We start from the raw sequence: 25,128 nt of genomic DNA on the forward strand, positions 1-25,128 counted from the left end.
CGCTGACTCCGTCAAACAGGTGGGAAGGCGGGCGGGGCGCCCGCGGACAGTGCCGACCCGTACGAACACGAGGTCGGCTTCGTTTCGACACCCCGAGAGCGCGGCAACGTTGCTGCCGCGCTCACATCGGAGACTCCAGTCGTCAGCGGGAAAGCTGAGTCGTCAGACGGGGACTTGAGCCCGGATAGCGGTGAGCACGAGGGTTCTCGCGGTAAGAGTTGAGCGTCGTCCCCCTCAACTCTCGCTGCTGGCCAACGCAACGCTCACCGCTATCCAGGCTCAACTCTCCATCTCACCGCTCAGCTCCGGCTCTCAGGACTCAGATCTCAGGTGTGAGGCCTCAAAGGTGCCCCCAGAGGCCGAGCACCTCGTGCACCCGCTCGTCCGCCGTCGCCCGCGCCTGCGCCCACGGAATCAGCCCTCGCGCCGCGTCCGTGCACAGCAGCTCCGCACGGGGCCTGATCCCCACGCGTCCGAGGTCCAGCCGGTCCGCGTCCCAGCAGGCCAGCAGCGTCGCCTCGCCGGTCGTGTGTCCGTCGGTGTGCAACCGGCACGCCTCGTAGAGCAACTCGAAGCGCGTGTCGTCGAGGTGCACCAGCGAGCCGCGCAGCGTGTGCGCCAGATCGCCACCACGCAGCCCGTGATCGGGGTCGAGGTGCTCGTTCACCCGCCGCGCGTCATGAAAGAGCGCGAACAGCCGCACCACCTCCGCATCGCCCCCATGTACCTCGGCCACGCGCAGTCCGTTCTCCCACACCCGCGCCCAGTGGAACACCCCATGATAGCCGTCGTGCGGCAGCGCGTAGCCGCGGAGAATGACCTGGAGCAGCGCACCGTAGTCGTGAGAGTGGGGCATGGCGAGGGTGAGGCTTGGGAGGAAGAGCTCAGTCTGAGAATACCGCCGGAGCGCTGCGCCTGGATAGCGGTGAGCACGAGGGTTCCCGCGGCGAGACGGGGTCTCACGACTCACCCGAACAGCAGCTCCAGCTCGGCGCGCCCGATCGCCCCCAGCCCCCCCTTGTCCTCGCCCAGAATGGCATCGGCCAGCGCCCGCTTGCTGGCCTGCAATTCAAGAATCTTGGACTCGATCGTATCGCGCGCCACCACGCGCGTGGCCAGCACATGACGCAGCTGCCCGATACGGTGCGCGCGATCGATCGCCTGCGCCTCGACCGCCGGATTCCACCAGGGATCGAGCAGATACACGTACTCCGCGGCCGTGAGATTGAGTCCGTGCCCGCCCGCCTTGAGGCTGATGAGGAACACCGGCGCGCCGTCGGCCGACTGGAAGCGCGCCACGCGCGCGCCACGGTCACGCGTCCGGCCGTCCAGGTACTCGTAGCGCACCCCCGCCTCATCGAGGCGCGTCTTCACGAGGGCCAGGAAGCTCGTGAACTGCGAGAAGACGAGCGCCTTGTGCCCTTCGGCGGTGAGCTCCTGCAGCGACGGAATGAGCGCATCGAGCTTGGCACTGGGCAACGTGGTTCCGCTGGCGTCCACCAGCCCCGGGTGACAGGCCGCCTGCCGCAGCCGCAGGAGCCCCTCGAGGATATGCATGCGGGAGCGTGCCATCCCCTCGCGGTCCACCAGATCGAACAGCTGTTCGGCGTACCGCACCCGCACGGCTTCGTAGAAGGCGCGCTGTTCGGGCTCCAGCTCCACTTCCAACGTCTGTTCGATACGGGCCGGCAACTCGGCGGCCACCTGCGCCTTCGTGCGCCGCAGAATGACCGGACGCAGCGCCCGTGTGAGCAGGTCGTCGGGCGCCTCAGGGGTACTCCACGCGCCAGCAGCGGCAGTGGCTGGCCCCAGGAGGCGTGCGGCCGAGCTGAACTTCGACGACGCCCCCAGCATCCCCGGGTTGAGGAACTCAAAGAGACTCCACAGCTCCTCGATGCGGTTTTCGATGGGCGTCCCGGTGAGTGCCAGCCGATGGTCGGCCTGCAGCACACGAGCCGCCTTGGCGGTGGCCGTGCCCGCGTTCTTGATGGCCTGTGCCTCGTCGAGCACCACGTAGTCGAAGCGCTTCTGCCCCAGCTGCACCACGTCGCGACGCAGGGTGCCGTAGGTGGTGATCACCACATCGGCATCGAGCGCGTCGAGCGCCACATCGGTGCGGTCGCCATGACTCAGGTCCACCACCCGCAGACGCGGGGTGAAGCGTGCCGCTTCCTGCATCCAGTTGAAGACGAGGGAGCGGGGAACCACCAACAGCGACAGCCCCGCGCGTTCCACCCGCCGGGCTTCGAGCAGCGCCAGCACCTGCACCGTCTTGCCGAGTCCCATGTCATCGGCCAGGCAGCCGCCCAACCCGAACTGGCGCAGGAAGGCGAACCAGCCCAGCGCCTCGTGCTGATAGCCGCGCAGCGCTCCCACGAACGTGGCGGGCACCGGGACGGTGCCGATCGTCCGGAAGGTGCGCAGCTTCGTCCGCGCCTCGGCGAGTTGCGCGTCCACATCCACCGCCGGCAGCGACTCGAGGAGAATGTCCACCAGCGCGAGTTGCCCGCGCTTGAAGCGCACCACCCCGCCCCGCCGCTCCCCGAAGGCCTGCAGGGCCTGCCACGCATTGAGCGATTCGCGAGGGAGGACGCCAATGGTGCCATCGGGCAGAGACAGTTGCGTGGCGCCGCTGGCGCGCGCGGCGAGGACCTCCATCAGGGGCACCACATGCGATCCGAAGGTCACGTGGCCGTCGAGATCGAACCAATCCACGCCGGTGCGCCCGGTCACCGTGACCGGACCGGCTGCCACCAGCGGCTGCCCTTCGTATTCCACATGCCAGCCGTCGTGCACGAGCGCCGCCAGCACCGTCGTGGCCTGCGGCGCGGGGAGTGCCAGCCCCATGCGATGCTCCGCCGGGAAGTAAAGCTCCTGCGCCCCGGCAGCGCGCACCTTCGTCACGGCTTCCCGTTCGAGCGACAGGCGACGGCGGTAGAGGGTCCGCGTGGTGCCGTCGAATACCCACGGCGTGGACGAGTGCGCATCCACGAACGCGTTGCCATACCGAAATCGCACGGTGAGACGCGTGAATGGCCGCCGCGACCAGGGAGCATCCGCGCGCGCCATGAGGTAGCGCGTGGGGGTGACGTCGAACTCGGTGTGCACCGTACCATCCGGCAGCGCGAGCGCCGGCAGCCCGGGCGTACCGTGGTATTGCTCGAGAAAGGCGGAGGGATCGTCGCCCAGATCGAGCTCACCCTCGCGCCAGAGCAGCGTGAGCAGCGGCTGCAGCACCCCCGTCTCCACGCGCGCCAGGGCATCGCCCTTGAGCATCAGTCCCGACGGCGTCAGCACGTCCACGTCGTGCAGCGCATGCTCCTGCCGGTCGCGCACCAGCGACGCGGTGAGTGCGTAATGCGAGGCCGACGTGGGGGAGGCGGAGGTCGTGACACGCAGCTGCACGGTGTACGGCGCCCCTTCGTCCCACCGCAGTACGCGCCCCTCGAGCGACGGCTTGAGACTGCGGACCATGCTGCGCCCCGTTTCACAGAGCAGACGCAGGGTGGTGGGAAAGGCGCGCAGCGGAATGACGAAGCCCTTGGCGGGGATCGCGGCATCCGGCGTGCGGTCGCTGGTCCCGAGCAGCAGGTTGGCGATAAGGCGATCGGCCGGATCAGGCGCATCCACCCACGCCTCGGCGGCAAAGCCGAAGTGCCGCGGCGTGTCCCACACCCCATCACGGTTGCGGCGCTGCGTCGCGACTTCCACGCGTACCCCATCGGCCTGCTGCGCACCGGTGAGATGCACGAGGTAGACGATGCGCCGGTCGCTGGGGATCGATCGTGCCGTCTGCCGGTTGGCGGAGAGCTCGCGTTGTGCCTGCGCTCCCGCAATCTGCCGCAAGGCCGCGCGCCATGGCTCCACCGCCGTCTGCGTACCGAGCTCGAGCACCGCCCCCCCATCCTGCTGCTCGAGCGCCTCCAGATAGGCGTCGTTGACAGGCGCCGCCGCTTCGAAGGTCACCGACGGCGCGGGGGCATCGGCACGCAACGCCGCCGGCAGGACTTCGTCCTCGTCGAGGCGCAGCAGCAACGCCCATTGGTGCTTGCAGGCACCACGCCCCGCTGCCGCCGCACACGAACAGGAGAGCGTCACCGCTGATGCCGCCACGGTGATCGTGGTCTCGTAGGTCGAGGTGCCGCGCACCACCGCCACCACATGCTCCGGGCCGATCTCCAGCACCCGGAGACGACCGGCGGCGACGTACGCGCGCGCCCGTTCGACCACGGGCGCGGGGAACAGGGCAGCAAGGCGAGGATGAATCACACGGTACCGAACGGAGGGGGCGGCCAACACCGCCAAGAGAAGGCAACCGTCAAAGATAGCCCACCTTACTTGAAGCGGATGCCGTTGGGCGCCACCGCCCCCTTCGTAGGGACGAAGGGCTTCGCGGCGGGCTTGAAACCACCCTTGAGTGGCGCGCGCTGGGCATTGCCCTGCTGCCGATTCTCGCGGTTGTTCTGTTCCACATCGCGACGCGTCCCCCCCTCGGCGCTCCCCCCCTTGGGACCCATGCCACCGTCGCTGCGCATGCTCAGCGCAATGCGGTTGCGCGGCAGATCCACGCTCTGCACCGTGACCTTCACCTTCATTCCGACCTTCACGACATCGTTCGGATCCTTCACGTAGCGGTCGGCAATCTGGCTCACGTGCACCAGCCCATCCTGGTGCACCCCGATGTCCACGAACACACCGAAAGCCACGATGTTGGTCACCACGCCTTCCAGCACCATCCCCGGGAGCAGATCGCTGGGCTTCTGGATGTCGTCGCGGAACGCCGGCGGTTCGAACGCGGCACGCGGGTCGCGCCCCGGCTTTCTGAGCTCAGCCGCAATGTCCACGAGCGTGGGCATCCCCACATCGCCACTCACGTACTTCCGCAACTCGATGCGGTCCACGAGGGCGTCGTTGCCAATGAACTCGGCCACGTTCACGCCCAGGTCCTGCGCCATGCGCTCCACCAGGGCGTAGCGCTCGGGGTGTACGGCGCTCGCATCCAGCGGATGCGCCCCCCCGCGCACGCGCAGAAAGCCGGCCGCCTGTTCGAACGCCTTCGCACCGAGGCGCGGCACTTCGGTGAGATCCTTGCGGGAGCTAAAGCCGCCCTTCCGGTCACGTAACGTGACGATCGCCTGCGCGAGACTCGGCCCGATCCCCGCAACGTAGCCCAGCAGCGCCGCCGAGGCGGTGTTCACCTCCACGCCCACGCGATTCACGGCGCTTTCGACCGTTTCGTCAAGACGCTGCTTGAGCTTCGTCTGGTTCACATCATGCTGGTACTGCCCCACGCCAATGCTCTTGGGGTCGATCTTCACGAGTTCGGCGAGGGGATCCTGCAGGCGGCGCGCGATGCTCACGGCGCCACGCAGCGACACATCGAGCTCCGGGAACTCCTGGCGCGCCAGGTCGCTGGCGCTGTACACGGACGCACCGGCTTCGTTCACCACCACCACCTGCGGACGCGGCGCCTCCAGTTCACGCAGCGCCGCCTTGGTGAGCGTTTCCGTTTCGCGGCTGGCCGTACCATTGCCAATGGCAATGAGCTCGGGCTGGAAGCGCTCCACCATGGCCCGCACGGCGCCGGCGAAGCGGTCTTCCTGATGCAGATACAACGTGTCGGTGTGCACGAGCGCCCCGGTGGCGCTGACCACCGCCACCTTCACGCCGGTGCGGAATCCGGGATCGAGGCCAATGGTCTTCTTTTCGCCGGCCGGGCTGGCCAGCAACAGCTGTTCGAGGTTGCGCCCGAAGATGGTGATCGCTTCGTCGTCGGCGCGCGTCTTGAGTTCCACGCGCAGCTCCACCTCGATGGCCGGCGACAACAACCGCTTGTAGGCGTCCGTGCACACGAGCGTGAACTGCTGCTGCGCCTTCCTGCCCGCGCCGACCTCACTGAGCAGTCGTGCGTTGATTTCCTCCACCGGCGCTTCGATGCGCCAGAGCAGTTCGCCTTCGGTTTCGCCGCGGCGAATGGCGAGCATGCGATGGCTGGGAATGGTACCGAGCGACTCGGCGAAGTCGAAGTAGTCCTTGAACTTCGATTCGTCGCTCTTCTTCTCGGCCAGCACGCTGCTCTTCACCACGCCCTTGGCGCGCGTGACCTCGCGCACCCAGCCGCGAACGACCGCGTCTTCGGCGATCTGCTCGGCGAGAATGTCCCGCGCGCCCTGCAGCGCAGCCTCGGCGGTGGGCACCTCGCTGGGCTTCCCGTCCACTTCGGGGAGCACGAACTCAGCGGCCTTGACGAGCGCGGCGGCATCATCGAGACCGCCGTCCCACAGCGCCTCGGCCAGCGGCGCGAGGCCACGCTCGCGGGCAATCATGGCGCGCGTGCGGCGCTTGGGCTTGAACGGCAGGTACAGGTCTTCGAGGGCCTGCTTCGTGTCGGCCGCCATGAGGGCGGCCTTGAGCGTCTCGTCGAGCTTGCCCTGCTCCTCGATGCTCTTGAGGATGGCGGCGCGGCGATCCTCCATTTCCTGGAGGTACTCGGCGCGCTCACGCACATCGCGGAGCTGCACCTCGTCCAGCCCGCCGGTCATCTCCTTGCGGTAGCGGGCAATGAAGGGCAGGGTGGCGCCCTCGGCGAAGAGGGCGAGTGTACGCTGAACCTGCTGCGGGTTGAGCGACAGCTCGGTCGCCACGCGGGCCACGAGCACGGGGGCGAGTGTATCGAGGGTGGGGGCAGTCATAGGCGCGGATACTACGTGCGCCGAGACTGGAATTGGAGGGCTTGCGGAACCAGGTGAGGCGCGTCTGCGACGCGCCCTGATTGCAGGGGAGGGGGCAGGGAGCAGGACGCCGGAAGCGGGGCGCAGACACACCAATGGTGGTGTCCGCTGCCGCCCGCATCCTGCCGCCCGCTCCCTGCGCCCTGCCTTGTAAACGAAGCGGGCCAGCCAGCAGCCGGCCCGCCTACCCCGCGCGCACCGCCACTCAGCGCCCCAGCGTTTCGATCACGAGCCGCGCCGCGGCGGCGCCCGAGTACTGCTGCTGCCCGGTGATGAGTCGGCCATCGCGGACCGCGAATGACCGGAAACGCTGGTCCACTACGAAGTTGGTATCGGCCATCGCGCGCGCCTCGCCCTCGATCCAGAACGGCTGGATACGCATGCCCACGAAACTGTCGGCGAACTGCTCCTCGCTGTTCGCGAAGCCCGTCCAGGTCTTCCCCTTCACGAGGAGCTCGCCGTTCGACAGGCGCGTCTCGAGCAGCAGGCAGGTCCCATGGCACACGGCCGCCACCACCTTGCCCGCCTCGTAGCACTCGGCCAGCAGTGCTTGGAGGGCGGTGTTGCCGCGGAAGGTGATCATCGGCGACTGCCCACCGATCACGAACAGGGCGTCGTAGTTCGCCACATCGAGGCCCTCGATCGACGCGGTGTTCGCGAGCAGCGAGGCGTGCGACGGCGACCTCTTGAAGCCCAGCGAAATCAGGTCGTGCGCCGAGTACCCGCTGGCGTCCTCCGGATCGGAATAGCTGTCGGCCTGCAACGCGCCGCCAAGCGGACTGCGGATCTCGACGGAGTATCCGGCTTCGGTGAATTCCCAGAATGGATGGGTGAGTTCGGCCCACCAGAAGCCCACGGGCCACTGCGTCACGGGGGACACGGCGGCATTGGCCGCGAGCATCAGCACGCGCTTGGGGCGGGCCGTGGTCGACACATTGATGTTGGCACTCATCTGGCTGTGGTCGGTGAGGAGTTGACAGCGACAACGGATCGACCACAGCGTATGGTATCACTCCCCGCCGGACCAGTATGCACTTTTTGGGGTGATACTTACACTTTTGAGAGTGTTATCGATGCCTGAGTTCGTATTCGAAGGGCTCGTGTTTCAGAGTCCCGTGGAGCTCGCCCTGCACGCCATCGGCGGCAAATGGAAGATGCCCATACTCTGGCGTCTCAATCGGCGCACGTGGCGCTACAACGAACTGCACCGCGACCTCACGCGCGTATCGCACAAGATGCTCACGCAGCAGTTGCGCGAGCTCGAGCAGGCGGGATTGCTCACGCGCACCGTGCACCCCGTGGTGCCCCCCCACGTGGACTACGCGATCACGGATCTCGGACGCACCGCGCTACCGGCGATCGAGGCGTTGCGGGCGTGGGGAATGGCCTACCGGAGAAAGCGGGAGCGGTGAGCGAGCGGACCGGCGGGGACGCCGGTCTGTCCCTCTCGACGCTCAGCCGCACCCCGCAATCGCACTCTCCCACAGCACGCGCCACGCGCCTTCGCGCCGCGCGAGAACGGCGGCACCGAGCGCTACGCCGTCATCGCGGCCGAAGAGCAGCCGCACATCCGGCGAACCGGTGGCGCGGAACGCGAGCAGCGGTTCGGCCACCACGAGTTCCTCCTCGTGGCCCGAGGCTCGCTCGTGCCACCCCACGCGCCACGTGGCCGCAGTATTGCCGAGCGCGTCGACCACGAGCACGAGGCGCTCCTCCTTGGGATCGTCCTCCTGATTCACGCGGCGGGCCAGCAGGGCCACGACGAACGTGCTGTCGACACCGCGGGAGCGCCACGCGCGCAACACCACGAAGGGGAGCGCGCGGAAGGTGGCACTCGTGTCGTCGGGGAGACGTGAGGCGAGGCGGGTGAGATCGGCGGCGAGTCGCGCCGAGTCTCGCGGCGCGAGCCCCTCGATCGAGTCGAGCGGAATGGCCGTCACGTGTCCTGCCGCAAAGGCGGCCGTCCAGGGCTGCACGGTGACGCCGGCCTCCACCGCAAGGCGCGCCACCGGCCACGCGGTGCATCCGGCCTCACCCGCCGGCGACGTCTCCACCGACAGCCGCGCCGTACTCACCAACCCACCGCGCGCGAAGAGCTCCAGCTGGCCGTCGCCCAAGAGCGCTCCCACGCCGGTCGTGTCGCCCACGGTGCTGTCAGCGGCTTCCGGCAGCAGGAGCGAGCCCGCCACCATACCGCCATCCACCGTAGGCAGTACCACGTACGGACCCGCCGCCACGTCCCAGCCACTCGAGCTTGCAGCTCTGGTCATGCTGTCGGCGGGTGTGCTGACGCCGGGCGCCGCCGCCGTGTCGGCGGCGCGTGACGTGGTGTCGCGATCGCAGGCGCTCAGCACCAGGCCGCCGGCGAGCAGCACACGGCGCAGCGACCAACGCGGGGTCGGGAACCGGCCCATGGAATGGCCGGTCAGGCGCAGGGGCGGGCACATGCCCAGAAGTATGACACACGCACCACTGGACAGCGACCACATCGGTTCCGAGCATTAGCACGCCCCATGGGCGCCACCCGGCAACCGCTCGCCCCACCCGCAGCCCTCACCTGTGACGCCCGACACGACCGTCCCCGCCCGCAAGGGATTGCTGAACGCCCTCGGACTGCACCGCCCGGAGCTGCGGGCATGGGCCATGTACGACTGGGCCGTGTCGGCCATGCAGACGGTCATCACGACCGCGGTGTTCCCCATCTACTTCATCTCGGTGGCGGGCGCCGACATGCCGAAGCCTCAGGCCACGGCATGGTACTCATGGGCCAACACCGCCGCCGCCGTCCTCATCGCCGTGCTGTCCCCCATTCTCGGCGCCATGGCCGACTATCGCTCGGCGAAGAAGCGCTTCCTGCGCGTCTTCATGCTGCTCGGCGTGTTCAGCACCATGGGCATGTTCTTCATCATGCACGGGGACCTGTTCCTGGCCGCCACACTGTTCGTGCTGTCGCTCGCGGGCGCCACGGGCAGCATGACGTTCTACGAGTCGCTGTTGCCGCACATCGCGCGCGAAGACGAAATCGATCGCGTCAGCACCGGCGCCTACGCCATGGGGTACATCGGTGGCGGACTGCTCCTGGCCATCAATCTGGCGTGGATCAGCAATCCGGCGCTCTTCGGCCTCCCCTCCGGCGACAATCTCACGCCGGCGGAGGCCACGCTGCCGGCACGTCTGGCGTTCCTGAGCGTGGGGGTGTGGTGGTTGCTCTTCAGCATTCCCATGCTGCGCGGCGTGCCCGAGCCGCCGCGTCGCATCGAGACCGACGAAACGCCAACCGGCAACGCCGTGGTCGTGGCGTTCTCGCGCCTGCGCGAAACGCTCGGCGAGCTGCGTCTCTACAAGCAGGCGTTCCTCACCATGCTGGCGTTCACTATCTACAACGACGGCATCCAGACGATCGTGCGCATGGCCACGGTCTTCGGTGAGGAGCTGGGGCTGCCGCGGTCGGACCTCATCACGGCCGTTCTCATCGTGCAGTTCGTGGGCATTCCGTTCGCGTTCCTGTTCGGCACGCTGGCCTCACGACTGGGCACGAAGCGGTCCATTCTGCTGGGGCTGGCGGTGTACACCGGTATCTGCATCTACGCCTACACGATTCACACGGTCACGGAGTTCTACGTGCTGGCCGGCATGGTGGCCATGGTGCAGGGCGGCACCCAGGCGCTCAGCCGTTCGCTGTTTGCCAGCATGGTGCCCAAGCACAAGAGCGGCGAGTTCTTCGGCTTCTACAGTGTGTTCGAGAAGTTCGGCGGCATCCTCGGGCCGGCGGTCTTCGGCATCGCGGTCAGCACGACGGGCAGCTCGCGCAGCGCCATTCTGTGGGTGATTGCCTTCTTCGTCGTGGGCGGCGCCATGCTCATGACGGTGAACATCGCCGAGGGGGAGCGCATGGCGCGCGACGCCGACGCGCGCACCCTGTCGGCCTGAGCGCCACGACCCGCCAATGTTCTATGAGGTTCCCACGCCCACTGCCAGCAGTCGCTCGTCGACCGGCGGGTAGACCGGTCCGCCCAGGTCCCAGTGCCAGGCGTCACGGCGCGTGCCGGTGCGTGGATCCTTGAGCGGCTTGTACTGGAGCCGCGCGACACTCAGGCCGAGGGCCGCGCCGTACGCCACGAGACGGGCGCGATCGGTGCTCACCAGATGCACCAACGGTGTGTCCTTCCAGACATGCCGGTGCAGCCAGAGGCCGCCGTCCATGGCGTGGATCATGCCCTCGCGGCGCTTGGCGTACTCGCGGCAGCCGCTGGAGTAATTCAACTCCCGCAAGCGCGCGTGGCGCCGACAGGAGTCGGCGTCGTTCACAATGGCGGGTAGCGTGGGCATGCCTCCATCCCCTCAGGACTTGGCCGCCACCCAGTCGGTGCCAATCCCCATTTCCACAAGCAGGGGAACGTCCAGCTTCGCCGCGCCCTCCATTTCCCGCTTCACCAGCGCCGACAGCGCCGCCTCTTCCTCCGGGGGGAGCTCGAACACGAGTTCATCGTGCACCTGCAGCAGCATGCGGGCGGCAAGCTGCTCGCGTGCCAGCGCCTCGTGCACCCGGATCATCGCCATCTTGATGAGATCGGCGGCCGACCCCTGGATGGGGGCATTGGCGGCCACGCGCTCGCCGAAGGCGCGGATGTTGAAGTTGCGCTCCTTGAGCTCGGGGATGTAGCGACGACGCTTGAAGAGGGTTTCGACGTAGCCCTTCTGCCTGGCCTCCACCACACACTGGTCAAGGAAGGCCTTCACTCCGGCAAAGCGCTCGAAGTAGGTGTCGATGAACGCCTTCGCTTCGGCGTTGGAAATGCGCAGCTGGCGGGAGAGCGCATGCGCCCCCTGGCCGTAGATGGTCGCGAAGTTGATCGTCTTCGCGCGCGCGCGCATCTCGCCCGTCACATCCGTCACCGGAACGCCGAAGATGATGGCGGCCGTCTGCTTGTGAATGTCACCGCCTGCCCGGAAGGCGCTGACGAACGCCGGATCACCGCTGAGGTGCGCGAGGAGGCGCAGCTCGATCTGTGAATAGTCAGCGCTCAGCAGGCGCCACCCGGTACGGGGCACGAAGCCGCGACGAATCTCGCGCCCCAGTTCACGTCGGCTCGGAATGTTCTGCAGGTTGGGATCGGAGCTCGAGAGGCGCCCCGTGGCCGCGACCGTCTGGTTGTACGACGTGTGCAACCGGTGGTCGCGCGGATGCACGAGCCGGGGCAACGCATCGATGTACGTGCCCTCCAACTTGAAGATCTCGCGGTACTCCATGAGCAGCGTGGGAAGCACGTGCCCTTCCTCGGCCAACTCCTGCAGCACGCTCGCGTCGGTACTGGGCCCGGTGGCCGTCTTCTTCTTCACCGGCAAGCCTAGCTCATCGAAGAGCACCGTGCGCAGCTGCGGGTTCGAGTTGATGTTGAACTCGCGGCCTGCCTCCGAATAGATCGCCTGCTCGACCCGCGCGCGCTCGGCGGCGAAGCGCGTCTTGAGCGAGTCGAACCAGGGCAGATTGATGGCGATGCCGTCGTACTCCATGTCGGCGAGTACCGACACCAGCGGCACCTCCATGTCGCGCAGCAACGGCAGCATGGCGTGCTGCTCGAGCTGCGGCTGAAGCAGCGCCCGCAGCCGCATCGTCACGTCGACATCCTCGCACGAATAGTCGCGCGCGGCATCCACTGGCACCACATCGAATCCCAGCTGCTGCTTCCCCTTGCCGCACAGCTGCTCGTACGCGGTCATGGTGTGCCCGAGATACTCGAGCGCCAGCAGGTCGAGCCCGTGTGAACGACGACCGGGATCGAGCAGGTAGCTGGCGAGCATCGTATCGAACTCGAGTCCGGCCAGCCGCACACCGGCGCCGCGCAGTACGAGCATGTCATACTTGGCGTTCTGCGCGATCTTCTTCACGGCCGCGTCTTCGAGCATGACGCGCAGCGGCGCGCAGGGCGCGCTGTCGAAGGGCGGCAGATTCACCGGCTCCGGCGCACCGGCGTTGATGCGGCGCCCGGCGATTCCGGCATCGCCCGAGAGCAACGCCAGGTTGCCCCCGCCGTCATCGCGGCGATGGCGGAAGGGCAGGTAATAGCCCTCGCCCGGCGCGACGGCGATGGAGAGCCCCACGAGCGTGGCACGCATCGCATCCACGGGATTGGGCGCATCCGGATCGCACACCGTTTCGGTATCGATGGCGATGTACGGCACCTCACGCACCCGCTGCAGCACCATCGTCAACGCGTCGACCGTGTCGACCGTGGTGTAGCGCGCGTCGGCCAGCACCGGCACGCCACTCGTGCTTTCCCGCACCGGCGGTGCCACGGGCCGCGCGCCCACGTGGGGCTCGGGAGCCGCCACAGCAGGGCCGGCGGCGGTCGTGGCCGCCACCGGCGGTGCGACGGTCACTCCCCCGACATCCTTCAGCAGGCTCGTGAACTCGAGCTCCAGATATAGCGCCCGCAGCGCGTCGGCATCGGGGGCGTTCACGTGCAGCTGCTGCGGGTCCAGCTCCACCGGCACGTCGCAGTGAATGGTGACGAGCTGCTTCGACAGGCGTGCCTCCGCCTCGTACTGCAGCAGCGCCTCGCGCGAGCGCTTTTTCGTGATCGCCGAGGCGTGCGCGAGGATGTTCTCCAGCGGGCCGTACTGCGTGATGAGTTCGATGGCGCCCTTTTCGCCGATCCCCTTCACCCCCGGCACGTTGTCACTGCTGTCGCCCACGAGCGCGAGATAGTCGATCACCCGCTCCGGCGGCACACCCAGCCGGACGCTCGCGTTCTCCATGCCCACCCAGCTCTCCTCGACGCTGGCGGGCCCGCCTCGCCCGGGGTTTAGCAGCCACACCCCGGGGCGCACCAGCTGCTGAAAATCCTTGTCCCCCGACACGATGACCACGTTGTAGCCGGCCTCGACCCCCTTCTTGGCCATGGTACCGATCACGTCGTCGGCTTCGAAGCCCTCGGCGGTCAGCACCGGAATGCCGTAGGCCGCCAGCAGCTGCAGCACCCGCTCCAACCCCTGGTCGAAGTCGGCCTGCAGATCGTCGGCGAGCTTCTCGCGCGTGGCCTTGTAGTCGGGGTACAGCTCGTCGCGGAAGGTGGCGCCGCTGTCGTGAACCCACGCCAGCAGCTCCGGCTGGTGCGTGCTGAGCAGCCGCTTCAGGAAGTTGGCCACGCCCCACGCAATGCTGGTGTTCTCACCGCGACTCGTACTGAGCGGGCGCTGCAGAAGCGCGAAAAACGCGCGGTAGATGAGCGCGTAGCCGTCGATGAGAAAGAGTCGTGGCGCCTGGGGGCGCGTGAGGTCAGCCACGGCACCCCCGACCGGCGGGTGCGCGCTCAGCGCGCGCCGAGCTTTCGACGAATGGCGAGGTCGAGGTCGCCGCGGCTCTGTGCCGAGAGGCGCCAGCGGCCAAAGCCGGTCTGGTCGATGAAGAAGAGCTGGATGCGCAGCTCGCGGTACTCCCAGATCTGCTGGCGGACGCGCTCATTCGGATTCAGCAACCCGGTGTCGATGATGTTGTCCGGATCGCCCAGCGCCACGAAGGCGGTGCCGCGATCCGACTGCCAGCCGGCTCCGGCATCATCGCGGAAGCGGAGGTTGGCGGTGCGGATACGGGCAAAGTAATCACGCAGCCCCTCGTGTTCAGCGGTGCCGGGCACCGGATCGGTGGCCTTGAGAAACGTCGTCCAGGCCGTGGCGCGGTCGGCGAGATCGGCATCGCGCAACGCCCTGAGCTGATCGGGTGTGGTGAACCAGCGCAGGAACGCGAGCATCTCGTCGAATGTGCCAATGGGCACATCTTCGCCGAGGGTGACCAGGACGCGCGTGCGCGCCGTGTCGGTGCGGCCGGCGGCCGTGACCTGAATGGTGTTGATGCCAATGGCCATGCGGTTCACGGGCAGCCCGACGGTGGTGCTGCGCCCCGCCCCGCGCTGCGGCAGTTCCACGACGGTGTCGATGCCCACGATCTCGGCGTCACCCACGGCGCGCACGCGCACACTGCCCGGTGGCGTGCTGCCGACCGCATCGATGTAGAGCGCCAGCAGCGAGTCGATGCCGTATACCACCGTGGAGCGCGGACGCGCCAGAACACGCGGCAGCGAGTCGACCGTCTGCCGCGGAATGGCCTCGTACACGGGTATGGCGGTGGTCAGGCCGCCCGGCGCCAACGCTGGCACCTGCAGCGAGACCTCTTCGCTGGAGCTCCGGATGCTCGATTCGTCCTTGACGCTGACCGTCATGGTGTAGCGTCCCGGCGCCAGCCGCAGGAACTGCTGCCAGATGATGCTTTCGTCGGTACGAGACGTTTCGCGGAAGGTGGGAACGCGCACCTGTTCCGTGGCTTCGATGGTGCGCACGACCGTGGCTCCCTGTCGCAGCTGCACGCGGGCCACGTAGGCGGCCGCGTACCGGTCGCCCTCGCGCGCAAAGCCCAGCGAGCGTGAAGGGATCGACAGCGCCAGCAGCGTGAGCGTACTGTCCGGCGACGGCGCACGGAGGAACGACACGGAGGCAGTAAAGGGGATCGTCCCGGCCCCGGCGACCAACCCCATGGCGCGGTACAGCCGTGTCATCTCCGCCGGGGCACCGGGGATGGGGACGCCTGGCGCACCTGGCGCTCCGGGTGGTACGGCCGAGGCTGCTCCGGTGGGACGCGGCTTCGCACACCCCGTCAGAGCAAGGGTAACGGCGACGGCACCGGCGATCGTCCCAGCCGCGGGACGTGGGAGCAGCTTGCGTAACATGGGTGGCTGATGGGCCGAAGGGTACGGCACGTTCCTGACCGTTGTCTTGCTGCGACTGCTGGACGGCGTTACGTTCGCCCCGTGGCTATCGAGACGCTAGTCGGGACGACAATGGCCGGGTACACGGTACGTGGGAAGGTTGGTGAGGGTGGGACGGCAACCGTCTTCCGCGCCGACCATCCGACGCACGGTACCGTTGCCCTGAAGGTGCTGCGGGAGAAGTTGCAGCACGACAAGACCGCGGTGGCGCGCTTTCTCCGTGAAGCGCAGTTCGGTGCTCGGGTAGAACACCCCAACATCGTCCGCACCCTAGACTACGGTCAGTCGGACACCGATCGCTACTATCTCGCCATCGAATGGGCGGGTGGTGAGATTCTCGACAAGTACGCCGAAAAGAGCGGTTCTCTTCCCTGCAAGGAAGTGGCCGCCATCATGGCGCAGATCTGTGGTGCCGTTCAGGCCGCCCACGACGTGGGTATCGTCCATCGCGACCTGAAGCCGGAAAACATCATGTACGACCCGGCCGCACGGCAGGTCAAGCTGCTCGACTTCGGCATTGCCGCCGACACCGAGGCGGCCCCCGATCAGCGCCTCACCCGCGCCGGCTTCTTCGTGGGCACGCTCATGTACGTGGCCCCCGAGGCGTTGTCGGGCGAGCTGGTGGGACCGGCCGCCGACCAGTACTCGCTGGCGACAATCGCGTACTACCTGTTGTCGGGGTGCCTGCCCTACACCGGCAAGTCGCCGCGCGAGCTGTTCTCGCAGCTGCTCACGCAGCCGCCCGTGTCGCTCAACAAGGCCAAGCCGTCGCTCGCGTTCCCCGCCGCCGTCGAGGCCGTGGTCATGAAGGCGCTGTCCAAGACCCCGGCGGAGCGGTACCCGTCGGTCATGGCCTTCAGCGACGCCTTCAGCGACGCCGCGAACGCCGAGGTCACCAGCTCCGGCGCTGCGCCCGCCACCGCCGCCAACGATGCCGGCAAGGACAAGGGTGGGCTGTTCGGGAAGATGAAGGGACTGTTCGGACGTTGACCACTTCGGACACGTCGCTCGCCCGATATTCCGCACGACTGATCGCCCTGCTGGCTGAACGTTCGGCCAAGCGGGGTGATTTTGTGCTCGCCTCGGGACGTCGCTCCTCGCTGTACGTGGACTGCCGCCTCACGGCCATGCACCCCGAGGGACAGCTGCTCATTGGGCGGGTCGGCCTGGCGACGCTTCGCCACAGTGGCTGGCCGGTCGATTCGGTAGGCGGGTTGACCCTGGGAGCCGATCCGATCGCGTATGCCATCGCCCACGCCAGCGCCCTGGCGGCCGAGGCGGGTACCGGGGAGATGGTTCGGGCCTTTACCGTGCGCAAGGAAGCCAAGCAGCATGGTACCGGCAAGCTCATCGAGGGCCCGTTCCAGTCTGGCGACCGGGTGGTCGTGGTGGAGGATGTGATCACCACCGGGGGGTCGGCGCTCAGGGCCGTCGAGGCCGTGCGCGCTGCCGGCGGCGTGGTGGTTGGTGTGCTGGCGCTGGTTGACCGCCAGGAAGGCGGGCGCGAGGCCATCGAGGTGGCGGCGGGGGTACCGGTGATCAGCCTGGTCACGGCGGAACAGCTCGGGCCGCTGATCGGATAACGCCGAACGGGTCACCCGAGGCGTTTCGGGCAGGCTCGGTGGCGCGTCCTTGCTCTGTCATGACCGCCTCCGCCCGTCCCCGCGCCACCCCGCTGTCGTCGTCGCGATTGCCCACCCCGCGCGCCGGCGTGCGCGCCGTGGCCCTGCCCTCGGCCGTGCTGTTCGAGGAAGAGCGCGCCAAGGACCTGGCCACGTTCCGCCAGGCGGGCAAGCGGCGCCTCTGGAGCACGGTGGTCATTGCCGTGGTCCTGGTGGCGGCCATGCAGCTGGGGCTGGCGCGTGTGCCCCTGGCCACGGTGGCCACCCTGGTCGCCACCGCCCTCGCCCTCAACGGTGCGCTGTCGGCGCTCGGGCGCTCGCCGGCACTCTACCGCCGGTGGCTCAAGTATGTCTTTGCCGTCTTCGACGCCGCGCTGATCAGCAGTGTGGTGTTCCTGTTCGGCGCCCCCGTGCTCGTGCTGGCGTACGTGTTGGCCATCGTGCCGTACTCGTTCGATCGGGGGCCGGCGCTGGGGTACGCCACCACGGCCGCTTCCGTCACCGGCTTTCTCGTGGCGAGCCTTGCCCACAACGCGGCGGTCCCGCAGAACGCCACCCCGCTGCCGCAGATCCTGCTGGCGGCCGGACTGCTCGTGGTCATTGCGCAGCAAGTCATTCAGATGCCGTCGCGGCTGATCGCGCGGTTGCGCCGAACGCGTGAGCGCATGGCGCAGGTGGAGCGTGGGGATCTCGCGGTGCGCGCCGATGCCCGGCACGCCGACGAGCTGGGTTTTCTCGAGCGCAGCTTCAATGGCATGCTCGACGAGCTGCAACTGCTCATTGAAATGGTGCAACGGGAAGCGGATGAACTCGCGGGCGTAGCCTCGCAGGTGTACGGCGCAGCCAGTACGCTGCAGCGACGCGCCGGTGAGGTGGCGGGCGGGGCGCACGCCCTGCGCGAGGAGTTGGAGGCGCAGCAGGCACACGCCGCCGCCGGCGTGCACACTGGTCATGAGGCGCGGCGCACAGCCGATGCCGCGCGCCGCACGGCGGACGTCACGGCCGCCGACGCGCACGTGGTGGATAACGTGGCCGCGGCCAGCCGCGAGGCCATCGAGCGGGCGGCGCAGGCGCTGGTGCGGGTGGGCCGAGACGTCACGGCCACGGCCGCCACGGTGCGTGCCCTGCAGCCGGCCTCCGAACAGGTGGGTCGATTCGTGGAGACCGTCTCCCGCATCGCGCGCCAGACCAACATGCTCGCCCTGAACGCCGCCATCGAGGCCTCACGCGCAGGTGAGGACGGGTTGGGGTTCGCGGTCGTGGCCGACGAGATTCGCGCGCTGAGTGTGGAGAGTGCCCTCGCCGCGAAGCGGGTAGCGGCCACCGTGCAGCGCGTGCGTGACGAGATTGACACGGCGGTGCTGGCCATGGACACCACCGCCCACGAAGTTCAGGGAGCCGGCACCATTGCTCGTGATGCCACGCGGGCGCTGTCGAGCATGGTGGACGGAATCACCCGCATCACGAAGCAGAGCGACGAAGTCGCCGCACTGGCGCAGACCCAGGCCACCCTGTCGGCCTCGGCGGCCATGGCATTCGATGCGCTCGAGCTGTCGGCGCAGCGGGCCTCCAGCGGCGCCCGGGCGGCGGCCGATGGCTCCGATGCGCAGCGGGCCAGCATTGGGGAGCTCTCGCGCAGTGCCCAGCAGCTCACGCAGGCCGCTGCGCGGCTCCGGGTGCTGGCGCGGCGTCACACGGCGGAGTTCCCTGCGGTGTGATGGTGTACTGGCGCGCTGATTGCCGTTGCTGGGTACGGCTCCGGCGCATGCGGCTCCGGCGCGCGCGACAACCACGCGGGCGGTGACGCGAAGGGGTCGAATTCGCGCAGCTGGGTGAGATACGGCAGCACCAACTGGTCCCGCATCATCTCCAGCATGCTCTCGCCGGTGTGCCGACGACGAAACTCGGCGGCGCCAATGCGCAGGGTACCGGAGAGATGACGGGAGAAGCTCTGTGGCGAGGAGTACTCCATGAGGAAGGCCGCCTGGGTGATGCTGCACCCCGGGTTCTCGAGGAGGTGGGCTGCGCGCACCATGCGGGCGGATGCCAGGTAGCGCTTGGGTGTGGGAATGCCGTGGCGGACGAACCGACTCATGAGCGTGGTGGGAAGGACGCCCATGTGCCGAGCCAGCTGTTGCACGGTGGTGAGACTGCGCGGCACGGTAAAGAGCGTCTCGAAGAAGCGCACGCTGGCAGACACCGCTCCCTGCAGATCGCGCCGCAGAACGGCGATGGCGCGGGTGTCGATATCCTGTACGTACTCGGTGGTGACCAGCGTCCGCAGCGTGCGCCATCCGGCCGGGTCGCGCGCATCGACGAGCGTGCGCACCCCATGTTGGCCGAGCGAGAGCAGGGCGGCCGAGCTGCGGGCTTCGTTGCCGGTGAGCAGGGCAACGGCGGGGACGCGCGGAAACTCCCGAACGAGTCGCGCCATGGAGGGGGCGTATTGCTGCTGATAGCGCGACACCGACACGATGACGGCGGACACCGAATGTGTTCGCAGGTCGTGCAGCACCTGATCAAGAGTGTCGCGGTGCATCGCCACACAACGGCCGTTCGTCAGGGCATCGACGCGTTGCTGTTCGGATGGGGTGACGAAGGTGACGACGGCGGACGCGCCGCGTGGGCGCGCCTGGTAGCTCGTGGACATGACCACCCTCGATCGGTGGGAGTGCGGGGTTTCGCCACGGGCGCTCATGGGCGCTGGCGGTGAGTGAGCGGGGATGGCCAGCACGGTAGTCGCGCGTGTCAGTCATGTGTCACCGTGACGCGTCATCGCGGGCGCCGGCCGCGTGAAATTGATGCCGCCGAGGGGTGAACCGGATGCGCGCGGGGCGGCGATTGCGCGTGCGAGACCGCTATATTGCGGATGAACGGATATCGTCGGCCGGACGGTCGCGAAATCGGGGAACGGGCCTTCGTGGTCACGCCACGATTCCGAGGAAAGTCCGGGCTCCACAGAGCAGGTCGCCAGGTAACGCCTGGGCACGCACGGCGCGAGCGGTGCGTGACGGACAGTGCAACAGAAAGCAAACCGCCGTCTTCGCGAGAAGGCGGTAAGGGTGAAAGGGTGGGGTAAGAGCCCACCGCGCGGCTGGCAACAGTCGTGGCACGGCAAACCCCGGCCGGAGCAAGGCCAAATAGGCGGTGAGAGGCGGCTCGCCTCGACCCCGTCGATCTGCCTTCGGGCAGACTCGGCGAACCGCGGGTAGGCTGCTGGAGCGTGTCGGTGACGGCACGCCGAGAGGAATGACCGTCCGGTGCACCTCGGTGTACCGACAGAACCCGGCTTACAGGCCGGCGGTATCCGTTCAACTCCTGTTTCGGGTTTGGGGTCTTGGGTTCTGCGCTCATCGGTACGGCGCGTCGCGCGATGGCGTCGGCGTTGTTGCTCACCGCCTGTGGCGGGGGTGGAGCGCGCGTGTCCACCGCGGCGGCCCCGGCCCCCGATACGGCGCCGGCGCCACCGTCCGCGGTGCCGGCCGTCGTGCGCGTATCGCTGCCGGCGCGGCTCGTCAGCACGACCTGGCGAGTCCAGTCATCCGCGCGAGTGGCCCTCGCCGGTGGCGGCGGGGAACAGCGCATTGACAGCTACGCGCTCGTCTCCTGGTCGGCCGAGCGACAGCCGCATGGCGCCCTGCGGGCCAGCGGCCAGGTGGATTCCTTCACGGTGCGCAGCGGGCTGGACAGCCGACGCACGGCTCCGGTTCCGACCATGCCGGCGCTTATCCTGCTGGACGCGACGCTGGACAGCGGCGCGGTTCGGGTCTCCACGCGCCCCCCGTTAGCCAACGAATGCGATCGTCCGGAAGCGAGCGCTGCGGCGCTGGCGCGCGATCTGCTCGTGCGGGTCCCGAACGGTGTTGCGGTCGGCGATCGATGGCGAGACAGCGTGGTGACGCTTACCTGTCGCAGTGGTGTTCCTATGGTTGTCCAAACCACCGTGCTCTCTCAGCTGGAGGATCTGACCGACGAGATGCTGGTGGTACGTCGGGACCTTGCCGCCCGGTATCAGGGGAAGGGCGGAACGGCCTTCAGGACGCTCGAACTGACGGGCACCGGGGTAGGAGTCCAGCGCGCCCGCGTTCATGCGCTGCGGGGCACCCTGGAGCGCCTGGATGGCATGATGACACTGACGTTGCAGGCCACGGAGCGCACCCCCGGGAATGCCCCGCGCAGTCAGCAGATCGTGCAGCGCACGGAGTTCTCGGCGGTGCGGGCGCGCTGAGCATGGTGTCGCGGCCGTCCGGTGGGCCGGCCGTTTATGACAAGGGAGGGGGCAGGGGGAAGGTGGTCAGGAGGATGGGGGAAGTTCTTGCCCCTGCTCCCTGAATGCCTTCCGCCTGCCCCCTCCCTTGTCACCCCACGCGCGCCCCCGGCGCGCGCACCATCCAATCAGTCCATCAACCGCAGGGGCATGACCAGGCAGAGGTACTTGGCCGGATCGTCCCACCCTTCGGGCTCGATCGTTGCGGCGCGCTCCGGCGCCTTGAAGGTGAGGCGCACCTGCTCGGTGGGCATGAAGCGGAGGATCTCGAGCAGGTAGGTGGCGTTGAAGCCGATATCGAGCTGGTCGCCCGTGTAGTTGACCGGGAGTTCGTCGCTGGCTTCCCCAAGATCGGGGGTGGTGACGCTGAACTTCAGCATGCCGGCGTTGAAGGACATCTTGATGCGGTGCGTCTGATCGCTGGCAATGACGCTCATGCGCTTGAGCGCCTGCGTGAGCGCGGCCTTGTCGGCGAGGGCGTAGCGATCGTTGTCCTTCGGGATGACCTGCTCGTAGTTGGGATACGGGCCTTCCACGAGGCGTGTGAACACCGACGTGAACGGCGAGCGGAAGCCCAGGTGATTGTCACCGCGCGCGATCTCGAGTTCTTCTTCGGCGGGGAAGAGGCGACGGATTTGTTCGAGCGCCTTGGGGGGCACAATGAGATCGCCCGGCGGCGCACTGCTGGCTTCGACCGGCAGCTCCATCTTGGCCAGCCGATGGCCGTTGGTGGCCACCATGCGCATGCGCTCCTCACGCAGCTCCCAGAGCACGCCGTTGAGAATGGGGCGCGACTCTTCGGTGCTCACGGCGAAGGCGGTGTGGGCGATGAGCTTCTGCAGCTCCCCCGACCTGACGCGCCACGAGTCGTTGAAGCGCACGCTGGGGAACGTGGGGAACTCGTCGCGGGGCAACCCCAGCAGCTTGAACTTGGATCGGCCGCACTCGAGCGTCACCCGCTGCTCGCCGCTCGCCGCGATCTTCACCGGCGATGGGGGGAGCTCGCGGGCAATCTCGCTGAGCTTCTTGGCGGGAATGGTGATGGCGCCAGGCGTTTCGACATCGGCACTGACTTCTGTGCTGACGGCGATGTCGAGGTCGGTCGCTGAGAACCGGATACCGCGATCGGTGGTCTCGACGAGCAAATTGGCCAGCACCGGCAAGGTGGTCTTGGCCGGTACGGCAGCGGTCACGGCCTGGAGGCCTTCCTGCAGCTTCTCACGCGAGATCGTGAACTTCATGCCCGGAATTGTGGAAGGACTGCTGGTGCCTGCTGTTTAAAAGCAGACTTAGATAGAAAACCAGTAGTAGCAGCAGGGGGTGTGGGCTTGTTTACAAACGCTGCAAGCTACGCGTTTTCAGTCACTTCCGCCATACCACCTCATGTGGACATCCTGTGGGGTGCTGGAGGTACTCCCCGGCGGCACACAGTGGGGGGGTGGGCCAATGTGGGGTCGTGTGGAGCGGCGGGGATTCAGGAGCCCAGCTGACCGGTTGTCCGCAGGGTTTCCAACATGCTCCGCACCTTCAGCACCCGCTCGGCGAACCCCGTCTCCGCGGCCATGTCTTCGGCCACGCGCTCCAGGGAGTGGATGACCGTGGAGTGATCGCGACCCCCGAAGGCGTTGCCGATCTCCACCAGCTGCAGCGCCAGCAGCTCCCGACACAGATACATGGCAATCTGCCGCGGCACGGTGAGCTGCTTGGTGCGCGTCTTGGAGCGCAGGCCATCCGGCGTCACGCCCCACTCGCGGGCCACGACCTGCTGAATGGTGGCGACGGTGATGGTGGTGGGCGGGACGTCGGGGAAGTCGGAATGCGTGGCGCCGCGCAGCTTGTCGCGCAGCGCCTCCCGCGCGAGGTCCACGGAGATGTCGCGGTGCTTGAGGGAGGCGTAGGCCAGCAGCTTGATGATGGACCCTTCGAGCTCGCGGACCGACGACTTCACATGCTGGGCGATGAACTCGATGACTTCGTCGGGGATGGTGAGTTCGAGGTGATCGAGACTCGCCTTCTTCTTGAGGATGGCGATGCGATGCTCGAAGTCGGGCGAATCGACGTTGGCGACCATCCCCCACTCGAAGCGCGAGACGAGGCGCGACTCGAGTCCGGGGATCTCTTTCGGGGGCCGATCGGAGGTCAGCACGATCTGTCGTCCGGCCTCGTAGATGGCGTTGAAGGTGTGGAAGAACTCCTCCTGGGTGCTCTCCTTCCCCTTCAGGAACTGCACGTCGTCCACCAGCAGCAGGTCGATTTCGCGGAAGCGACGGCGGAAATCGCCCATCTGGCCGGTCTGGATGGCGCCGATGAACTCGTTGGTGAACTGCTCGGTGCCGACGTAGGCGATGCGCAGGGCGGGGGTGCGCCGCAGCTGTTCGTGGGCGATGCCCTGCATGAGGTGGGTCTTGCCGAGCCCGGTCTCGCCGTAGATGAAGAGGGGATTGTAGACCTTGCCGGGCGCCTGGGCGGCGGCCTGGGCGGCGGCGGCGGCGACATCGTTCGACTTGCCGATGACGAACTGGTCGAAGGTGTACCGCGGGTTGAGTGGCGTAGACATGCGCGATTGCTGCGCCACTGGTGGCGCGACAATCGGGGCTGGAGGAGGCGCCACGAACATGTCCATCTGGACCCGCCCCACCCGCTCCTCGTGCACCTTGAAGCGGATCTTGATGGGATGTCCAAGCGCGACCGGGGCAAAGGTCGCGAGCAGGTCGGCGTGCTTCGAGTCGCTCCAGTCGGCGGAGAACTGGTCCGGGGCGCCAATGACGAGCGTGTCGCCTTCGACCGCGATGGCGTCGGTGGGCTCGAGCCAGGTACGGTACGTCTGCTCCGGAAGCACCTGCCGCGCCCGTTGGCGCAGGCGATCCCAGATTTCAGCAGGCGATAGCGACATTGGCGACTCGAGCGGTGGCGAACGGAAGCGACGCGGGCGGCGAAGGTACCCCGTTTATTGTGGATAAGTCAATTGGTACAACCCGCGTGAGTTGGGCGGCGCCGGCGCGCCGATACGTGTTGGCAAGCAAGTGGACCTGTTGATGCTCAAGTCGTTGTCCGGAGCTAGTTTAGAAGTGCCATTCCGGCGCAGACGCCCCTTGACCCTCACCACGGGCCCGGATACATTCCGAGGCTCGACGGGATTGCGCTACGTGCGCGGCCTGTCCACCACGCTGACGTTGCGCCGGCATTCCGGCTCGTTTTCACTCGTTCTTCGTAGAGTTCGCCATGGGCAAGCCCACTTATCGTCCGCGCAACACGCGTCGCATCCGTAAGCACGGCTTCCGTGCGCGCATGGAGACGAAGTGGGGTCGCGCCGTCCTCGCTCGTCGCCGCAAGAAGGGGCGCAAGCAGCTCACCGTCCAGCTCCCGTCCAAGTACGCTTGGCGCCTGAGTCCCGCGCCTTCCCGCGTCCGCTTCGGCTGACGCGCGGCACCGACCTCGAACGGGTTCGTCACGAAGGGAAGCGAGTGCGCACCGCGTCACTGGACGTGCGCGCCACCGCTTCCCTTCATGCGTTATCGCGCGTCGGGTTTGTCGTGCCCAAGTACAAGCACTCCGGGGTGGCGCGGAACCTGGTGAAACGCCGCCTGCGGGAGCTCGTACGGCTCCGCATGCTCGGCCTCCTGCAGGAGCACCCCCCACTCGATGTGGTCGTGCGCGTTTTCCCCTCTGCCTACGACCGCGACTTCGCGGTGCTCGGCGGGGAGCTGGAGCAGGCCATCCGCCAGCTGCTCAAGCGGGTTGGGTAA

At 67.8% G+C, this 25,128-nt stretch carries 19 protein-coding genes and 1 other RNA gene; 9 read left to right on the plus strand and 11 right to left on the minus strand.

All coding sequences use genetic code 11. The annotated features are described in order from the left end of the window. Positions 1-340 precede the first annotated feature (340 nt). From O9271_RS17050 to O9271_RS17065, 4 genes are all read right to left on the minus strand, one after another. Positions 341-856, minus strand: a complete 516-nt coding sequence (locus tag O9271_RS17050) for a hypothetical protein (RefSeq protein ID WP_298272386.1) — start codon at positions 854-856, stop codon at positions 341-343. Positions 857-966: 110 nt separating this feature from the next. Then, on the minus strand, positions 967-4,269 hold the full coding sequence (locus O9271_RS17055; RefSeq protein WP_298272389.1) for a DEAD/DEAH box helicase: 3,303 nt from the start codon (positions 4,267-4,269) through the stop codon (positions 967-969). A gap of 65 nt (positions 4,270-4,334) precedes the next feature. Continuing rightward, positions 4,335-6,692, minus strand: a complete 2,358-nt coding sequence (locus O9271_RS17060; RefSeq protein WP_298272391.1) for a Tex family protein — start codon at positions 6,690-6,692, stop codon at positions 4,335-4,337. A gap of 244 nt (positions 6,693-6,936) precedes the next feature. After that, the gene (locus O9271_RS17065; protein WP_298272393.1) at positions 6,937-7,683 is read right to left on the minus strand and encodes a type 1 glutamine amidotransferase domain-containing protein; all 747 of its coding nucleotides are present in this window, start codon (positions 7,681-7,683) and stop codon (positions 6,937-6,939) included. A 121-nt stretch (positions 7,684-7,804) separates the two neighbouring features. Here O9271_RS17065 and O9271_RS17070 point away from each other — a divergent pair, with 121 nt between their 5' ends. Next, entirely contained in the window at positions 7,805-8,143 is a 339-nt protein-coding gene (locus tag O9271_RS17070; RefSeq protein WP_291260877.1) for a helix-turn-helix domain-containing protein, read from the plus strand. A 42-nt stretch (positions 8,144-8,185) separates the two neighbouring features. Here the strand turns inward: O9271_RS17070 and O9271_RS17075 are convergent, their stop codons facing one another. Further along, positions 8,186-9,178, minus strand: a complete 993-nt coding sequence (locus O9271_RS17075; RefSeq protein WP_298272395.1) for a hypothetical protein — start codon at positions 9,176-9,178, stop codon at positions 8,186-8,188. Between the two features lie 112 nt (positions 9,179-9,290). Here O9271_RS17075 and O9271_RS17080 point away from each other — a divergent pair, with 112 nt between their 5' ends. Further along, complete coding sequence (locus O9271_RS17080; protein ID WP_298272398.1) at positions 9,291-10,661, plus strand: MFS transporter; 1,371 nt, start codon at positions 9,291-9,293, stop codon at positions 10,659-10,661. A 21-nt stretch (positions 10,662-10,682) separates the two neighbouring features. Here the strand turns inward: O9271_RS17080 and O9271_RS17085 are convergent, their stop codons facing one another. The 3 genes from O9271_RS17085 to O9271_RS17095 are packed head-to-tail and all read right to left on the minus strand — an operon-like array spanning position 10,683 to position 15,217. After that, a complete protein-coding gene (locus O9271_RS17085) occupies positions 10,683-11,060 on the minus strand; it encodes a hypothetical protein (RefSeq protein WP_298272401.1) in 378 nt (125 codons plus the stop codon). Positions 11,061-11,072: 12 nt separating this feature from the next. Then, positions 11,073-14,018 (minus strand): DNA polymerase I, encoded by a 2,946-nt coding sequence (gene polA, locus O9271_RS17090; protein WP_298272404.1) that lies wholly within the window; start codon positions 14,016-14,018, stop codon positions 11,073-11,075. A gap of 26 nt (positions 14,019-14,044) precedes the next feature. Beyond that, entirely contained in the window at positions 14,045-15,217 is a 1,173-nt protein-coding gene (locus tag O9271_RS17095) for a GWxTD domain-containing protein (protein WP_298272407.1), read from the minus strand. Between the two features lie 318 nt (positions 15,218-15,535). Between O9271_RS17095 and O9271_RS17100 the strand changes: the two genes are divergently transcribed. Genes O9271_RS17100 through O9271_RS17110 form a run of 3 tightly spaced genes read left to right on the plus strand, consistent with a single transcriptional unit; the run spans position 15,536 to position 18,833 of the window. Continuing rightward, entirely contained in the window at positions 15,536-16,483 is a 948-nt protein-coding gene (locus O9271_RS17100; protein ID WP_298272409.1) for a serine/threonine-protein kinase, read from the plus strand. Beyond that, positions 16,480-17,076 (plus strand): orotate phosphoribosyltransferase, encoded by a 597-nt coding sequence (gene pyrE, locus O9271_RS17105; protein ID WP_298272412.1) that lies wholly within the window; start codon positions 16,480-16,482, stop codon positions 17,074-17,076. The genes O9271_RS17100 and pyrE overlap by 4 nt, the downstream gene beginning before the upstream one ends. Positions 17,077-17,135: 59 nt before the next feature. Further along, positions 17,136-18,833: a methyl-accepting chemotaxis protein gene (locus O9271_RS17110; RefSeq protein ID WP_298272415.1), complete on the plus strand. Its 1,698-nt coding sequence runs from the start codon at positions 17,136-17,138 to the stop codon at positions 18,831-18,833. On the opposite strand, the gene O9271_RS17115 is transcribed toward O9271_RS17110, so the two are convergent. Continuing rightward, positions 18,806-19,765, minus strand: coding sequence for a helix-turn-helix domain-containing protein (locus tag O9271_RS17115; RefSeq protein WP_298272418.1), 960 nt, complete (start codon positions 19,763-19,765; stop codon positions 18,806-18,808). The two genes, O9271_RS17110 and O9271_RS17115, sit on opposite strands and share 28 nt — an antisense overlap. Positions 19,766-19,994: 229 nt before the next feature. On the opposite strand from O9271_RS17115, the gene rnpB reads away from it, so the two are divergent. Together rnpB and O9271_RS17125 are read left to right on the plus strand one after the other, a co-directional pair. Continuing rightward, positions 19,995-20,424, plus strand: an RNA gene (rnpB, locus tag O9271_RS17120) — RNase P RNA component class A. Positions 20,425-20,536: 112 nt separating this feature from the next. Further along, on the plus strand, positions 20,537-21,343 hold the full coding sequence (locus O9271_RS17125; protein ID WP_298272420.1) for a hypothetical protein: 807 nt from the start codon (positions 20,537-20,539) through the stop codon (positions 21,341-21,343). 167 nt (positions 21,344-21,510) lie between these two features. Here the strand turns inward: O9271_RS17125 and dnaN are convergent, their stop codons facing one another. Together dnaN and dnaA are read right to left on the minus strand one after the other, a co-directional pair. After that, positions 21,511-22,623: a DNA polymerase III subunit beta gene (dnaN, locus tag O9271_RS17130; protein WP_298272422.1), complete on the minus strand. Its 1,113-nt coding sequence runs from the start codon at positions 22,621-22,623 to the stop codon at positions 21,511-21,513. A gap of 233 nt (positions 22,624-22,856) precedes the next feature. Next, positions 22,857-24,275, minus strand: coding sequence for a chromosomal replication initiator protein DnaA (gene dnaA, locus O9271_RS17135; protein WP_298272425.1), 1,419 nt, complete (start codon positions 24,273-24,275; stop codon positions 22,857-22,859). A 329-nt stretch (positions 24,276-24,604) separates the two neighbouring features. Here dnaA and rpmH point away from each other — a divergent pair, with 329 nt between their 5' ends. After that, complete coding sequence (gene rpmH / locus O9271_RS17140) at positions 24,605-24,802, plus strand: 50S ribosomal protein L34 (RefSeq protein ID WP_298272427.1); 198 nt, start codon at positions 24,605-24,607, stop codon at positions 24,800-24,802. Continuing rightward, positions 24,760-25,128: a ribonuclease P protein component gene (gene rnpA / locus O9271_RS17145; RefSeq protein WP_298272429.1), complete on the plus strand. Its 369-nt coding sequence runs from the start codon at positions 24,760-24,762 to the stop codon at positions 25,126-25,128. Before rpmH ends, rnpA begins: the two co-directional genes overlap by 43 nt.

Origin of the sequence: Gemmatimonas sp. (assembly GCF_027531815.1) — a bacterium.
Classification (GTDB): Bacteria; Gemmatimonadota; Gemmatimonadetes; order Gemmatimonadales; family Gemmatimonadaceae; genus Gemmatimonas.